The organism is Glaciimonas sp. GG7 (genome assembly GCF_052976905.1).
Genome location: NZ_JBRIIQ010000023.1, coordinates 21,476 through 36,180, shown reverse-complemented (window position 1 = coordinate 36,180; position 14,705 = coordinate 21,476). Strand labels below are relative to the sequence as shown.

Genomic DNA, 14,705 nt, shown 5'->3' with positions numbered 1-14,705 from the left:
GCCCCAGAGAATTAATACGCGTCGGATTTTTTGAAATCAGCAACTGCAGCAGACAATGCAGCTTCAGCATCTTTGTCGAGTTGCTTGGTTTCTTCGATCTTTTGCAACAACGGTGCGTGGCTGGTTTTCATGAAATCATGCAAAGCTGCTTCAAATGGCAGCAATTTTTTCACTTCAACATCATCCAGGAAGCCTTTGTTGACCGCGAACAATGTCACTGCCATCAATGAGATCGGCAATGGCGAGTATTGTGCTTGTTTCAACAATTCAGTGACGCGCGCACCACGATCCAACTGCTTTCGGGTGGCGGCATCCAAATCAGAAGCAAACTGCGCAAACGCAGCCAACTCACGATACTGCGCCAAGTCGGTACGAATACCGCCTGACAAATTCTTAATAACTTTGGTCTGAGCAGCACCACCAACACGCGACACCGAGATACCGGCGTTAATCGCAGGGCGGATACCAGCGTTAAACAAAGACGTTTCCAGGAAAATCTGGCCGTCAGTGATCGAAATAACGTTGGTTGGAACGAAAGCAGAAACGTCGCCAGCTTGAGTTTCAATGATAGGCAGAGCAGTCAATGAACCAGTTTTGCCCTTGACTTCACCTTTGGTGAAAGCTTCGACATATGCTGGATTAACCCGTGCTGCACGTTCTAGTAAACGACTATGGAGGTAGAACACATCGCCAGGATAAGCTTCACGACCCGGTGGACGACGCAGCAGCAACGATACCTGGCGGTACGCAACAGCTTGCTTGGATAAATCGTCATACACAATCAGTGCATCTTCGCCACGATCACGGAAATATTCGCCCATCGCGCAGCCAGAGTAAGGCGAAACGAACTGCATTGCTGCAGACTCGGATGCCGACGCGGCCACAACGATGGTGTATTCCATCGCGCCATGCGCTTCTAACGAACGCACGATGTTCTTGATGGAAGATGCTTTTTGACCAATCGCAACATAGATACATGTCACGTTTTGACCTTTTTGATTGATGATGGCATCGATCGCTACTGCAGTCTTACCCGTTTGACGGTCACCGATGATCAGTTCGCGTTGACCGCGACCGATTGGCACCATCGAGTCGATTGACTTGATACCGGTTTGCATCGGCTCTGACACCGATTGACGTGCAATAACGCCCGGGGCGATCTTCTCGATCGGCGCTGTCAACTTGGCGTTGATCGGACCTTTTCCGTCAATTGGCTGGCCCAGCGCGTTAACAACACGACCGCGCAGCTCAGGACCAATCGGCACTTCCAGAATACGACCAGTACACTTGACTATGTCGCCTTCGGAGATGTGCTCGAAGTCACCCAAAATAACGGAACCGACTGAGTCGCGTTCCAGATTCAGTGCCAGACCGAATGTATTACCTGGGAATTCCAGCATCTCGCCTTGCATCACGTCAGACAGACCATGAATACGGCAGATACCATCGGACACGGAAATAACCGTACCTTGATTACGAACCTCAGCGGTATCGCCAAGGCCTTGAATCCGGCTCTTGATCAGTTCGCTGATTTCAGACGCGTTGAGTTGCATACTAACTCCTAAAATTTTTCTCTTTGGCTTACGCTAAGAACTCGGGCCACTCAATTCGACGCAATGCTTTACTACAGTTACCAAAAACTTAAGCTGCCAAAGCAACATGTAACTGTTGCAGCTTGGCGCGAACCGATGTATCCAGCACTTCGTCGCCAACTATCACACGCACTCCACCAATTAGCCCACTATCGACTTTGACAGCGGGGTTGAGCTTGCGGCCGAATTTCTTTTCTAACGTGACCAGCAGTTCTTGCACTTGTTCTGCAGACAGCTCAAAAGCGCTCGTGATTTCAACATCGGCAGCACCTTCTTCGACATTTTTCAGCACATGAAATTGGGTCGCGATTTCTGGCAATACGATCAAGCGACCATTTGCAACCAGCGTGCTCACAAAGTTTATGGCTTCATTGGACAACGGTGATTTCAACAACGCGAGAAAGATGTCAGTAACCTGCTGATGTGTCACTGCGGGATTTTGTGCTAATGCCTTAACATCTGGGTGAGCAGCCACTTGCGCCATCTCATTAACCAAATCAGACCAGGCGACCAAGTTTTGCGACTTGGCCACGCGGAACAGCGCATCTGCGTAAGGGCGGGCAATCGTTGCGATTTCAGCCATGATTACAGCTCTGTTTTCAGTTGATTCAATAAGTCGGCGTGTGCCGCTGCATTGACTTCCCGCTTCAGAATCTGTTCTGCGCCTTTAACAGCGAGAGCAGCAACTTCGCCGCGCAAGCCTTCGCGCGCTTTAGTTACTTGCTGATCTGCATCAGCTTTAGCATTGGTAACGATGCGGGCAGCTTCTTCAGAAGCCGTTTTTTTGGCATCATCAATAATTAGCTGAGCGCGCTTTTCAGCCTCGCCAATACGCTTTTGACCTTCGTCACGCGCAGATGCCATTTCTGCCTGGACCCGCTTTTCAGAGGCTGCCAGATCTGCCTTGCCGCGATCAGCGGCTGCGAGGCCGTCCGCAATCTTCTTAGTGCGCTCATCGAGCGCTTTCATCAACGGCGGCCACACGAATTTCATCGTGAAGCCGGCGAGGATAAAGAAGACCACGAACTGCGCAAACAATGTTGCATTTAAGTTCACGGTAATTTCCTTCTCAGAATAACGTGTGCTGAAATTATTTCAGCAAAATGAGAATCGGCTAATGTTGGCCGAATTACTTAGGTACAAATGGATTTGCGAAAGCGAACAACATAGCGATACCAACACCGATCAGGAACGCAGCGTCGATCAAACCAGCCAGCAAGAACATTTTAGTTTGCAAAGTGTTCATTAATTCTGGTTGGCGTGCGGATGCCTCAAGGTATTTACCGCCCATGATAGCGATACCGATACATGCACCGATTGCGCCCAAACCAATGATCAAACCACAAGCCAAAGCAACAAAAGAGAGATCCGTCATGACAATTCCTTCAAAGTTAAAGTTAATACAAAAGACAAAAAATAAAAACCACTAAACCACCAAATTACCGAGCATGTTGCCAGCTTAAAACCACCAACTTTAATGTTTCTCGTGGGCCTGACCGATATACACCAGGGTCAGCATCATGAAAATAAATGCCTGCAACAATACGATCAGGATATGGAAAATCGCCCAGATCGAACCGGCAATGACGTGGCCAACGAAACCAAAAGTAGTCGCAGCGGAACCCAGCAATGCGATCAACAGGAATAACAATTCACCGGCATACATATTGCCGAACAATCGCATTCCCAACGATACGGTTTTTGCAGCAAATTCGATTAGATTCAATAACAGATTGAACGGTGCCAGCCAAATACCGAAAGGCGCGGCTAACAATTCATGAATAAATCCGCCGACACCTTTGATTTTGACGCTATAAAACAGCATCAATACCAACACGCCTAGTGCGATCCCCATGGTGCCGTTCAAATCGGCAGTCGGTACAGCACGGTGATGCGAAATAATGCCGTCGAGACCGACTAGCTTGAAGAAAGTGGAAAACATATCAACTGGCAAGAAGTCCAGCGAGTTCATCAATGCCACCCAGACAAATACTGTCAGTGCGAGTGGAGCGATGAAACTGCGGTCGCCATGAACGATTTCCTTGGATTGGTTTTCAACCATTTCGACCATCATCTCGACGAACGCTTGAAAGCGGCCCGGTACGCCAGCGGTGGCGCTACGTGCAGCAACATACATCAGCAAGCAGCCAAGCACGCCAGCAAAGACGGACCAAAAAATGGTATCGATATTGATGATCGAAAAATCAACAATTTTAGTTTGATGAGCGGTGGCAAGATGTCCGAGATGATGGACAATATATTCGGAGGGGGTAAGTGCGTCGAGTACAGCTGCAGTCATGATTGGCGTCTAAATAGTAGGATAAAGTAACTTTTCAGCACCACGATGAAACTGGCGACAAAAGCCAGCCATTTTACATCGTGATACAACCATACAACTGCGCCCAAGAGCGCAACCGTCGTAGCAATTTTGATAAATTCGCCGATAAAAAATGATATCGGATCAGCGCCGCCAAGTTTGCGTGCGCTGAAATAAAGACGCAGTGCAAACAAACCGTTTGGGACTGCACAACACATACCACCGAGCAGTGCGGAAATAAATCCCGACATCCCGCCCAATAGCCCTGCCACACATGCAACAGCAACCGTGACGATAAATTGCAATAGCACAATACGCAACATACTGATCCCAAATTGTGCATAGCCGGGCGTCCAGAAGAGTGCGCTTACGGCAGTTTTAGAACCCGAGGATTATACGATTAGCCTGTTGTCTTCGTCAAACATTTGCAAAAGAATCATGAACTTATGAGCGCTATACAACAGTTTCCATGTTGCCGGGTTGCACCAGCAATACAGGTGCTACGGTGAGGACTGATTGCACCAATGTTGTGAAAGCATGGTCAGGCCATGATTTTGATGACGCTTTTGATATTCCAGCTATGAATCGAGTCGCAATAACGACTAAAAGCTATTTATAGAATTGTATTTTTATTGGGATCGATACCATAGTGTTTTTTTCATATCGGAGGTTACTCGTGAAGATAAATTCAAACACGTCTTCGCTGCAAGACGCCGTTTACGCAAAATTCAAAAATACAACGATCTCAGACACCACCATAAGAAAACTCAACGGAGTCTCATTTCGATGTGCGGGCGTGAGCAACAATCCAATAAATTTTCGATATACCAATGAAAATATCAAGCAAGCACGACAAAATGGCCAATTAAAAGACTTTATGGGACTAACGCGATTCCTCGCGATCGTAACGGAACTCGGAAGGGCCCTCGAAGAAAATTTTGCATTAGGAAGAATGGGACTTCCTGCGCATGAGACCCTATCTTCTTACCTCAAAGAGTTAGACAACACCATTTACACTGCTGGCAAACGTTATAATTTTGATCCCACAAAAACAACACTGACGCGAGAAGAGGAATTCAATAAATTGATGCTTTGGGAACCAGATTAATACGGTCATCCACCGACAATCGCCGGTGGATGACCGTAATTACTTACTCCACACTGTTACTCCGCGCCTTTAAGTCTGGCAATCAGCCCGTCCAGCGTATCGAGATCAGAAAAATCAATAATCAGTTGCCCGCGATGTTTTGCAGCAGTCTTAATCGTCACCGTTGTCGCCAGCAAATCAGACAACTCTTCTTCCAGTCGCGCAATGTCACGCGACTTCTCCTTGCTCTTGCCCATAGGCCGCGTGACTGAGTTTTGCTCGGCAGTCGTACGCGTAACCAACTTTTCCGCATCCCGCACCGACATCCGCTTTGCCACCACCTGATTCGCCAACGTAATCTGCGTAGCCGCATCCACCGCCAGCAACGCCCGTGCGTGGCCCATATCGATATCACCGGCCATCAACATGGTTTGCACTGGCTTAGCCAAATTAAGCAAACGCAGCAAATTCGATACAGCGCTACGCGACCGACCTACGGAGAGCGCTGCTTTTTCGTGGGTGAAATCAAAATCGGTAATCAGGCGATGGATCCCCTGCGCCTCTTCCAGCGGATTCAAATCCTCACGCTGAATATTTTCGATCAGCGCCATGGCTGCCGTAGCCTGATCATCCACATCTTTCACCAGCACCGGCACTTCGGTCAGTCCGGCAATTTGTGCCGCCCGGAAACGGCGTTCACCAGCAATGATTTCGTAATGCTGGGCTCCCAGGGCGCCATTATGCAAAGAAATCGGCCGCACCAGAATCGGCTGCAGCAAGCCCTGCTCCTTGATCGATGCCGCCAATTCAGCCAACGCACCTTCATCCATGCGTGTACGCGGTTGATATTTACCCGCCTGCATCAACGTCATCAACAACACCGATGGCGCGCCAGGAACGGTTGGCACGGCCTCAGCCATATCAGTTGAGCCGCCCAGCAATGCATCCAGACCACGGCCTAAGCCAGATTTTTTCGTTGCCATATTTATCTCTATTTTGCTTATTACATTGTCTTATTACATTGTTTTAATGCGCTCAACCATCTCAGCCCCAAACGCAATATAAGCCTGCGCCCCTTTGGAAGATGGATCGAAACAGACTCCTGGCATGCCGTACGACGGCGCTTCGGCCAGCCGCACATTGCGCGGGATCACGGTGGTAAACACCTTATCGCCAAAATGTTGCTCCAGCTCTGCCGAGACTTGCTGCGACAACGTCATCCGCGGATCGAACATCACGCGTAGCAAACCGATGATTTTCAAATCGGTATTTAAATTGGCATGGACTTTTTTAATTGTGTTGACCAAGTCCGACAAACCTTCCAGTGCGTAATATTCGCACTGCATCGGAATAATCACGCCGTGCGCCGCGCACAGACCATTCAAGGTCAGCAATGACAACGCTGGCGGGCAATCGATCAAAATAAAATCATACTCATCAGCAATACTGGCAAACGCATTCTTGAGACGTTTTTCTCGGTTATCCAAATCCACCAGATCAACCTCGGCACCAGCCAACTCACGATTTGCCGGCAACACATCAAAATGGCCCGTCTCTGAAGTCAGGCGCACACTTCTGATATCCGCCGTTCCCAGCAACACTTCGTAAATAGAGCCTTTCAACGTCCCTTTATTAATCCCAGCCCCCATCGTCGCATTGCCTTGCGGATCGAGGTCGGCCAGCAATACACGTTGATTAAGTTGCGCTAAACCTGCGGCCAGATTGACGGCAGTAGTCGTTTTACCAACTCCGCCTTTTTGATTCGCAACACAGAATATTTTTGCCATATTTTATTTTTATAGAGTTAGTTTGTTGTTAACTTTATCCCAAAGCCAATGAGAAAAATACCCGCTGTCTTCGAAGCAAAAGCGGCGATGAGACGATGGCGTGCCAAATGTTTGGCCGCCGCATTGCCAAGCAGCACAAGCAAGCTACCGTAAATCAACGTACAGCTGGAAATGATGATGCCCATCGTCAGAAAAGTAATCCCGCCACGCTGCGTCAACGGATCGATAAACAGCGGGAAAAAAGCCATATAAAAAATGATCGCCTTCGGATTAATCAATGTCACAAAAAATCCACGCCGCCAATCTGCCATTTTCGACACCGGTGTCGTCACGATCTCAACTACGCCGCCCTCTTTTTTAGCGCGTAACAAGTTAAATCCAAGGTAAGCCAAATACATCGCGCCAAGATATTGCACGCCTTTAAACAGCATCACATTCGCGTGCAACAAGGCCGCCACTCCGATGGCCGCCAGAAACATCAGCACAGCGTCACCCATCATGAGTCCTGCCAAGGCAACAAAACCGCCCTTCAAGCCGTTCTTGCTAGCCGACGATAGCAGGCAAAACGTACCCGCTCCCGGCAACATTAAAAACACTACCGTCGCAGCGACCATCTGATAAACATCGGAAATACCTAATGTTTTAAAAAACACATCGATCATCTCATCACTCCTGTTTGGTTTTCACCAACTTGCTGATATCAAATCCTTGCGCTGCGACCTTGGCAATCGCTGCCTGATAAATCGCCTCAGGCAAATCAGGCGTGCGCGACAACACCCATAAATAATCACGCTCCGGTCCACCGACAACCGCATACGAATAGTCCGGCGCCAGATCAAGCACCCAATAATGGCCCCAGACAAATGGCAACCCGGCCATCCACTCTGGTGCGAAGCGTACTTTTAATTTCGCATGGCTCACCTTGTCGGTCACGCGCGCTACCCCAACGGCCTCGCTCAACTGACCGTCACTTTTTTTACAACGATTCACGACGTCGATATTGCCATCTTCACGGCTGGTATATTGCGCCGTCACATTGCTCGCGCAGTCTTTCTGAAAGCGATTCGGAAGGCGCGCAATTTCATACCATAGCCCGACGTAGCGCGCTAAGTCCACTGATGCAACCGGGGAAACGACGAGCATATTCTGCGCCAAAGCGGTTGTTGAAGAGATCGACGAGACTCCCATTAACAGTACCGAACTTACCAATAAAGCAATATATTTCTTCACAGGCCAGCCCGCTTGATATAAATCAAATGCCGCTCAGCATCAAGGCCAGGCACTGCAACCGGGCGCACTTCGGTGACTTCCCAACCGGCTGGCAAGCGTCCAATTTCATCATCCGGCTGCACACCTTTAAGCGCAATAAACTGCCCATCGTCGGCCAGCAAATGCGCCGACCAATTAATAAAATCGGACAACTCCGCAAATGCGCGCGACGTGATGACATCAAATTGTTGCGGGACTTCCAATTGCTCTACACGCGCCGTATATACGCGCACATTCTTCAATCCCAGTTCCGCCTTCACCTGCGTCAAGAATGCGGTTTTTTTATGCACGGTATCAATCATTGACACCCGCATATCAGGCTGTGCGCCCAGCGCCCAGATTGCCAGCACCATTCCCGGTAACCCACCGCCAGCGCCCACATCGAGGACATTTTTCGCACCGGCAAACGCCGGAATCACCGCCAATGAATCCAGTAAATGATGGGTCATCATTTGTTCTGGTTCACGGATTGAGGTCAGGTTATAGGTCCGATTCCATTTCGCCATCATTGCCAGATAAGCCAGCATGTGTCCCTGCTGGATGACATTAAGCGTAATGCCTAATTGTTGAGCACCATCGCGCAAGGTCACCGCGAGCACACCATCCGGACGGATATCTACTTCGCTCATCCTGCCAATCCCTCGATATCGGCGGCGCGCTGATTTTTCATGCTGCCCTTTTTCAGATGCACCAACAACAACGACAACGCCGCTGGTGTCACGCCTGCGATACGCGAGGCTTGCCCGAACGTTTCCGGGCGATGCTGATGTAACTTCTGCCTCACCTCCATCGACAATGATTGCACTTGTAGGTAATCAAAATCGGCTGGCAATTTCAGATTTTCGCTATGCTCGTGGCGCTCAACTTCACGCGCCTGACGGTCAATATAACCAGCGTATTTCACCTGAATTTCAACCTGCTCCTTGACACTATCGTCTTGCACGCCCGGACCGCCCAAATCCTGTCCATCCACACCCTTGAGCGTCACCAACGTATCGTAAGAAACGTTCGGACGGCGCAATAAATCATACAGCGCATACTCGCGCTCAATTGCCTTTCCAACAACTCTCTCAGCCTCTACATCGGCCAAAATCCGTGGGTTCACCCAGGTTGAGCGCAGTCGTTCCATTTCCCGCGCCACTGCTTCGCGCTTCTTCTCGAACTGCTCCCATTGCGCATCGCCAACGCAACCCAATCGACGACCGATTTCTGTCAGGCGCAAGTCGGCATTATCTTCACGCAAACTCAAACGATATTCAGCCCGGCTGGTAAACATCCGGTACGGCTCCAACACGCCTTGCGTAATCAAATCGTCAACTAATACACCCAGATATGCCTCGTCACGGCGCGGCGTCCATGCATCTCGCTCCTGCGTCTGCAAGGCCGCATTCAGGCCAGCCAACATGCCTTGCGCCGCTGCTTCTTCGTAACCCGTGGTGCCATTGATCTGACCGGCAAAGTACAAACCACTGATCAACTTAGTTTCCAGCGACGCCTTTAATCCGCGTGGATCGAAATAGTCATATTCAATCGCATAACCGGGACGCAGAATATGCGCGTTCTCCATCCCCTTCATAGACTGCACCAACGCCAACTGCACATCAAACGGCAAACTGGTAGAGATGCCATTTGGATAATATTCGTTGGTCGTCAGTCCTTCCGGCTCCAAAAATATCTGATGCGAATCTTTACCCGCAAAGCGATGAATTTTGTCTTCAATCGATGGGCAATAGCGCGGACCAACACCTTCAATCACCCCGGTATACATCGGACTGCGATCAAGCCCGGCACGAATAATGTCATGCGTTTGTAAGTTGGTATGCGTAATCCAGCACGGCATTTGCGCCGGATGCATGGCAGCGTTGCCCATCACCGAAAACACCGGAACCGGATCAAGATCACCCGGCTGCGCTTGCATCACCGAAAAATCTATCGTCCGACCATCAATCCGTGGCGGCGTACCGGTCTTCAAGCGTCCCTGTGGCAGCTTCAATTCTTTCAAACGCGCCGACAATGAGATCGCTGGCGGATCCCCTGCCCTGCCCGCCGCATAATTATTCAATCCAACGTGAATCTTGCCATCAAGGAATGTTCCCGCAGTCAAGACCACGGCACGGGCCAGAAAACGAATTCCAACCTGCGTCACAGCCCCAACCACGCGATCACCCTCAACGATCAAATCGTCGACAGCTTGCTGGAAGAGCCATAAATTCGGTTGATTTTCTAAGCGAGAACGGATTGCCTGCTTGTAAAGAATGCGGTCAGCCTGAGCACGCGTTGCGCGTACCGCCGGACCTTTAGATGAATTTAAAATTCGAAATTGTATCCCCGCCTCATCGGTCGCAATCGCCATCGCCCCGCCCATGGCATCGACCTCTTTCACCAGATGGCCCTTGCCTATCCCACCGATGGAAGGATTGCAAGACATCTGACCTAAGGTCTCAATGTTATGGGAAAGCAATAACGTTTTTTGGCCCATGCGTGCAGCGGCAAGGGCGGCTTCGGTACCGGCATGGCCGCCACCGACAACAATGACATCAAAATGTGTAGGAAAGAGCATATTGCGCCTCGATGAGAGGGTGAACAGAGGCGTGATTATAAATCGATTCCACCTCGACCGTCCGCTTGTCAGACGGGCTTGTTGTAATAGTTTCACGTGAAACATTCGCTTAATCTACTAATTTGATTGTTTCACGTGAAACAAAATCCGACTTATTTAATAAAAGCGTCGTAACCAGTTTTTAAAATCAATACCGACACCACTACTAAAAATAACTTACGCACAAATGCACTGCCATGTTTAATCGCCAGCCACGTTCCAACTAACGATCCTGCTACGTTACAAATTGCCATCAGCAACGCGAGCTGCCAAAGAATATGTCCGCTGTACCCAAACCACAATAGAGCCGCAAAATTCGTCGCCACATTAATGACCTTGGATACAGCCGATGCAGCCAGAAAATCAAAGCCAAAAAATCGCACAAACAGAAAAATCAGGAAGCTACCCGTACCAGGGCCAAAAAGTCCGTCATAAAATCCAATGCTGCACCCTATCAATACTGCAAACAATTTTTCTTTAGACCCGGTATGGCGTGGCGCATGGATACTGCCGAAATCCTTCTTCATAAAAGTGTAAATCGCCACCGCCAACAAAATGAACGGCAAACTCTTACGAATAGCATCGGTCGGAATATGCGTCACCGTCACCGCGCCGAGAAAAGCAAAGACAAACGCCGCACTCGCTGCCGGTACTGCGGCACTCCATGCCAACTTAACGCGTCGCCCAAAACTATATGCTGCGGCACTGGTGCCAAATATGCTCGCGAGTTTGTTAGTCCCGAATATCGTTGCCGGCACAGTACTGGGCAACATAGAAAACAATGCAGGAATCTGGATCAATCCCCCGCCACCGACAACAGCATCAATCAATCCAGCGAGAAAACCTGCGGTAGCCAGAAGACCATAACTAAATAAAAAGTCAGGAAAATCAAACATATTGACCACCCTGCCCGCTACTTAGACAGGCAATCAAAACTGCATAAAAGTGAACGATAAATTTCATAGTGAGAGTTAGCAAAGATTTGGGGGTAAGAAAACTAATGGTAATTGTTCTATGTTTCACGTGGAACAAAGTGTAATTTTACGCAGACTGAACCATAATTTATACGTAAATATCCTTCGTTGTATGCATCAGTCAAATCTTGCTAATAAGAACCATTCTCATCTACAATGCACACCTTGCAGCAAATTTCAACGCAGTAAATTATCCCTTTCAGCCAGCCGCACACACACGTCGCCAGCCAATACTTAATTGACCCTGGAGTACGTTATGTTCGGATCTTCATCGCGATTTCCATTCTCGGAATTCGTCAGTCTCACTGTCATTGCAGCGGCAATCGCATTGCCCGCATCAGCGCAATCCTTAGTCCTCTGTTCGCGCACAACAAATATCGCCGCTTACAACCCAGACCAGACACTGGAAGAAATTTCGGTTACCGCAAACCGCTTTGAGACGCCTGTCGCACGCACACCGGGCAGCATTTCGGTCATTAACGCCAACACCATCGAAGAGCAACAAGCGAAGGATATAAAAGATTTGTTGCGCTATGAGCCGGGCGTGACGGTACGGCGCGGACCCTACCGCCCGACCTCCGCCGCCACAGCAGGCGGACGCGGCGGTAACGAAGGCATCAATATTCGTGGACTGGAAGGCAACCGCATACTCATGATGGAAGACGGTATTCGCTTGCCGAGCGCCTTCTCATTCGGACCGCTGGAAGCCGGTCGCGGGGATTATGGCGATATGGATTTCTACAAACGGGTCGAGATTTTGCGCGGCCCGGCCTCCTCCATGTACGGCAGCGATGGCTTAACCGGAGCGGTCAACTTCATCACCAAAGACCCCGGCGACTTTCTCGATATCTTCGAAAAACCAAGCTACTTTTCCATCAAGCCCTCCTACAATTCTGTAGATAACAGCTTCTCCACCACCGCCGTCGCCGCTTTCGGCGGCGAACGCTTTGAAGCCATGCTCATTGCCAACACGCGCCAAAGCCATCAAGTCAGCAATCAGGGCCAACGCAACGTGATCGGCCCCAATCGTGACACGCCGAATCCTCAAAATAGTGAAAGCAATTCTTTACTGGGCAAAGTCGTCTTCAAAGCCAGTCCGCGCGACAAATTAACGCTCACACTAGAGCATCACGAGGGCCGCACCAAGTCCGATGTGTTGTCAGCCGTCACCAAGACAACGCCCGGCCTGCGTGGCAACGATAACATCGAGCGCAACCGTTACAGCCTTGATTACGACTTCAAAGACAGCACCGAAAATAGCAACGGGCTGTTTCAGAGCGCACACGCACAGCTCTACTATCAAGACGCCAACAACCGTCAATACTCTTACGAGCAACGCACGCCCGCCGCCGATCGCACCCGCGACAACAACTACAGCGAGAACACCATCGGCGGCTCCGTGCAGGCCCAAAGCGCGTTCAATACCGGTCCGTTGCAACACAAATTGATCTACGGCCTAGACGCCAGCATGGCGCGCATCACCGGATTGCGTAACGGCACCGTTCCAGGCGCAGGAGAAACATTCCCCGGCAAGGCATTCCCGGACACCGACTACACCTTATTCGGCGCTTTCCTCCAGGATGAAATCCAATTCACCCCGCATAGCGCCCTGACTCTGGTGCCCGGCCTGCGCTTCGATGCTTACCGTCTGTCACCCAAAACCAACGATTCCGCCTACACTGGCCAAGCCACCAGCTCCAGCGGTCAGGCGGTCTCGCCAAGACTGGCCTTACTGTGGGAAATCAATCCCGCCCTCATCCCCTACGTGCAATATGCGCACGGTTTTCGCACACCCACACCCGATCAAGTCAACAACAGCTTCGGCAATCCGATATACGGCTACACCACCATCGGCAACCCGGACCTGAAGCCCGAAACCAGCAACACCTTTGAACTCGGATTGCGCGGCAAAATCAGTGACGACGGCAGCAATGTCCTGCGCTACAGCACCGCCGCATTTACCGGACGCTATCGCAATTTCATCTCGCAAGAAATCATCAGCGGCAGCGGTCGCCCGTATGTTGATCCGTATATCTATCAATACATCAATCGCGGACAAGCACGCATCAGCGGACTCGAAGCCCGGCTCGACTGGCAGTTTTCCAACGGCCTCGGCGTCAAAGCAGGCATGGCCTACACCAAAGGCAGCACCGAATCGAACGGTGTGAGCACACCGCTCGACACCGTCAATCCCTTCATGGCCGTCGTCGGCTTACGCTACGAACCCAGCCAACGCTGGTTTGCTCAAGCCGATGTCAGCTATCAGGCACGCAAACGCCCTAGCGACATCTCCAAACCGACATATTTCGCTCCGCCCTCCTCGACCAGCGCAGACCTGCGCGCGGGCTACAACTTCAACAAACACGCCACGCTCTACGCCGGGGTCAGCAATTTGTTCAACAACAAATATTGGAACTGGTCGGACGTGCGCGGCTTAGCTGACAGCTCCATCGTCAAAGACGCTTACACCGCACCGGGCCGCAGTTTCAACATCGGCATGAAATTTCAATATTAAAAGAGAGAACACCATGACTACATCAACCCGTACTTCCGAGACATGGCGCGACGCTTTTTTAGAAACAAAAACACAACAAAAATTGCGCAATCGGGATGCTGCTGCCGCCATCGGCATCTCTGAAGGCGAAGCGCTCGCCGCCTGCATAGGTAGCGATGGGGCGGAGGTCATCCGCCTCAAACCAGACTCCATCAACCTCTTCGAAGAAGTCCCGCAGCTCGGTCCCGTCATGGCCCTGAGCCGCAATGACAGCGCAGTCCATAAAATATTTTTACGCGAACACAGCGTGCACGCTGGCGCGACACCAATCAGCAAGCCGGTTTCACCGTCTTGCCCGCCACGCCTGCGGTTCCCGAAACGCCAGACGCTGAGATCGACAGCGCAGGTTTTCAGTCGGCCTGGCACGACATGAGCGACACGCATCAATTTTTCGGCTTAATGCGCTAGTTTGGCGTCACCCGAACACAAGCCATTCCGCAGCGCTCAATGTCATGCTCTTAGGCGAGGCCGAAGCGCAACATTTATGCGCATCAGGATCAAATGCTGACCACGCTAAAAAGGCTGG

The 14,705-nt window shown here is 50.5% G+C and carries 16 protein-coding genes; 3 read left to right on the top strand and 13 right to left on the bottom strand.

All coding sequences use genetic code 11. The features are described 5' to 3' along the window. Positions 1 to 11: 11 nt before the first annotated feature. The 6 genes from atpA to ACVBEF_RS07960 all read right to left on the bottom strand — a co-directional run bounded on the left by atpA (position 12) and on the right by ACVBEF_RS07960 (position 4,232). A complete protein-coding gene (gene atpA / locus ACVBEF_RS07985; RefSeq protein WP_447123408.1) occupies positions 12 to 1,553 on the bottom strand; it encodes a F0F1 ATP synthase subunit alpha in 1,542 nt (513 codons plus the stop codon). Between the two features lie 88 nt (positions 1,554 to 1,641). Beyond that, complete coding sequence (locus tag ACVBEF_RS07980) at positions 1,642 to 2,175, bottom strand: F0F1 ATP synthase subunit delta (protein WP_447123407.1); 534 nt, start codon at positions 2,173 to 2,175, stop codon at positions 1,642 to 1,644. Positions 2,176 to 2,177: 2 nt separating this feature from the next. Further along, a complete protein-coding gene (locus tag ACVBEF_RS07975) occupies positions 2,178 to 2,648 on the bottom strand; it encodes a F0F1 ATP synthase subunit B (protein WP_447123406.1) in 471 nt (156 codons plus the stop codon). Between the two features lie 73 nt (positions 2,649 to 2,721). After that, positions 2,722 to 2,967, bottom strand: a complete 246-nt coding sequence (gene atpE, locus ACVBEF_RS07970; protein ID WP_038494309.1) for a F0F1 ATP synthase subunit C — start codon at positions 2,965 to 2,967, stop codon at positions 2,722 to 2,724. A gap of 99 nt (positions 2,968 to 3,066) precedes the next feature. Continuing rightward, positions 3,067 to 3,891, bottom strand: a complete 825-nt coding sequence (atpB, locus tag ACVBEF_RS07965) for a F0F1 ATP synthase subunit A (protein ID WP_447123405.1) — start codon at positions 3,889 to 3,891, stop codon at positions 3,067 to 3,069. Beyond that, positions 3,888 to 4,232, bottom strand: a complete 345-nt coding sequence (locus tag ACVBEF_RS07960) for an ATP synthase subunit I (protein WP_447123404.1) — start codon at positions 4,230 to 4,232, stop codon at positions 3,888 to 3,890. The genes atpB and ACVBEF_RS07960 overlap by 4 nt, the downstream gene beginning before the upstream one ends. Before the next feature lie 353 nt (positions 4,233 to 4,585). Here ACVBEF_RS07960 and ACVBEF_RS07955 point away from each other — a divergent pair, with 353 nt between their 5' ends. Beyond that, entirely contained in the window at positions 4,586 to 5,017 is a 432-nt protein-coding gene (locus tag ACVBEF_RS07955; protein ID WP_447123403.1) for a hypothetical protein, read from the top strand. 56 nt (positions 5,018 to 5,073) lie between these two features. Here ACVBEF_RS07955 and ACVBEF_RS07950 read toward each other — a convergent pair whose 3' ends face one another. The 7 genes from ACVBEF_RS07950 to ACVBEF_RS07920 all read right to left on the bottom strand — a co-directional run bounded on the left by ACVBEF_RS07950 (position 5,074) and on the right by ACVBEF_RS07920 (position 11,547). Continuing rightward, complete coding sequence (locus tag ACVBEF_RS07950) at positions 5,074 to 5,979, bottom strand: ParB/RepB/Spo0J family partition protein (protein WP_447123402.1); 906 nt, start codon at positions 5,977 to 5,979, stop codon at positions 5,074 to 5,076. Positions 5,980 to 6,012: 33 nt separating this feature from the next. Then, the gene (locus tag ACVBEF_RS07945; RefSeq protein WP_447123401.1) at positions 6,013 to 6,783 is read right to left on the bottom strand and encodes a ParA family protein; all 771 of its coding nucleotides are present in this window, start codon (positions 6,781 to 6,783) and stop codon (positions 6,013 to 6,015) included. A gap of 17 nt (positions 6,784 to 6,800) precedes the next feature. Beyond that, positions 6,801 to 7,442, bottom strand: coding sequence for a leucine efflux protein LeuE (leuE, locus tag ACVBEF_RS07940; protein WP_447123426.1), 642 nt, complete (start codon positions 7,440 to 7,442; stop codon positions 6,801 to 6,803). A 7-nt stretch (positions 7,443 to 7,449) separates the two neighbouring features. Further along, positions 7,450 to 7,926 (bottom strand): lipocalin family protein, encoded by a 477-nt coding sequence (locus ACVBEF_RS07935; RefSeq protein ID WP_447123400.1) that lies wholly within the window; start codon positions 7,924 to 7,926, stop codon positions 7,450 to 7,452. Between the two features lie 83 nt (positions 7,927 to 8,009). After that, complete coding sequence (gene rsmG / locus ACVBEF_RS07930) at positions 8,010 to 8,681, bottom strand: 16S rRNA (guanine(527)-N(7))-methyltransferase RsmG (protein ID WP_447123399.1); 672 nt, start codon at positions 8,679 to 8,681, stop codon at positions 8,010 to 8,012. After that, positions 8,678 to 10,612 (bottom strand): tRNA uridine-5-carboxymethylaminomethyl(34) synthesis enzyme MnmG, encoded by a 1,935-nt coding sequence (gene mnmG / locus ACVBEF_RS07925; RefSeq protein WP_447123398.1) that lies wholly within the window; start codon positions 10,610 to 10,612, stop codon positions 8,678 to 8,680. The genes rsmG and mnmG overlap by 4 nt, the downstream gene beginning before the upstream one ends. Before the next feature lie 152 nt (positions 10,613 to 10,764). Then, the gene (locus ACVBEF_RS07920; RefSeq protein ID WP_447123397.1) at positions 10,765 to 11,547 is read right to left on the bottom strand and encodes a sulfite exporter TauE/SafE family protein; all 783 of its coding nucleotides are present in this window, start codon (positions 11,545 to 11,547) and stop codon (positions 10,765 to 10,767) included. A gap of 334 nt (positions 11,548 to 11,881) precedes the next feature. Here ACVBEF_RS07920 and ACVBEF_RS07915 point away from each other — a divergent pair, with 334 nt between their 5' ends. Beyond that, a complete protein-coding gene (locus ACVBEF_RS07915; protein WP_447123396.1) occupies positions 11,882 to 14,140 on the top strand; it encodes a TonB-dependent hemoglobin/transferrin/lactoferrin family receptor in 2,259 nt (752 codons plus the stop codon). Positions 14,141 to 14,153: 13 nt separating this feature from the next. Beyond that, on the top strand, positions 14,154 to 14,552 hold the full coding sequence (locus ACVBEF_RS07910; RefSeq protein WP_447123395.1) for a ChuX/HutX family heme-like substrate-binding protein: 399 nt from the start codon (positions 14,154 to 14,156) through the stop codon (positions 14,550 to 14,552). Positions 14,553 to 14,705 lie beyond the last annotated feature (153 nt).

Excerpts from the sequence above, each read along its gene's own strand:
- atpA (WP_447123408.1), bottom strand. The coding sequence starts at position 1,553 with ATGCAACTCAACGCGTCTGAAATCAGCGAACTGATCAAGAGCCGGATT.
- ACVBEF_RS07980 (WP_447123407.1), bottom strand. The coding sequence starts at position 2,175 with ATGGCTGAAATCGCAACGATTGCCCGCCCTTACGCAGATGCGCTGTTC.
- atpE (WP_038494309.1), bottom strand. The coding sequence starts at position 2,967 with ATGACGGATCTCTCTTTTGTTGCTTTGGCTTGTGGTTTGATCATTGGT.
- atpB (WP_447123405.1), bottom strand. The coding sequence starts at position 3,891 with ATGACTGCAGCTGTACTCGACGCACTTACCCCCTCCGAATATATTGTC.
- ACVBEF_RS07960 (WP_447123404.1), bottom strand. The coding sequence starts at position 4,232 with ATGTTGCGTATTGTGCTATTGCAATTTATCGTCACGGTTGCTGTTGCA.
- ACVBEF_RS07950 (WP_447123402.1), bottom strand. The coding sequence starts at position 5,979 with ATGGCAACGAAAAAATCTGGCTTAGGCCGTGGTCTGGATGCATTGCTG.
- ACVBEF_RS07945 (WP_447123401.1), bottom strand. The coding sequence starts at position 6,783 with ATGGCAAAAATATTCTGTGTTGCGAATCAAAAAGGCGGAGTTGGTAAA.
- ACVBEF_RS07935 (WP_447123400.1), bottom strand. The coding sequence starts at position 7,926 with ATGCTCGTCGTTTCCCCGGTTGCATCAGTGGACTTAGCGCGCTACGTC.
- rsmG (WP_447123399.1), bottom strand. The coding sequence starts at position 8,681 with ATGAGCGAAGTAGATATCCGTCCGGATGGTGTGCTCGCGGTGACCTTG.
- mnmG (WP_447123398.1), bottom strand. The coding sequence starts at position 10,612 with ATGCTCTTTCCTACACATTTTGATGTCATTGTTGTCGGTGGCGGCCAT.
- ACVBEF_RS07920 (WP_447123397.1), bottom strand. The coding sequence starts at position 11,547 with ATGTTTGATTTTCCTGACTTTTTATTTAGTTATGGTCTTCTGGCTACC.
- ACVBEF_RS07915 (WP_447123396.1), top strand. The coding sequence starts at position 11,882 with ATGTTCGGATCTTCATCGCGATTTCCATTCTCGGAATTCGTCAGTCTC.
- ACVBEF_RS07910 (WP_447123395.1), top strand. The coding sequence starts at position 14,154 with ATGACTACATCAACCCGTACTTCCGAGACATGGCGCGACGCTTTTTTA.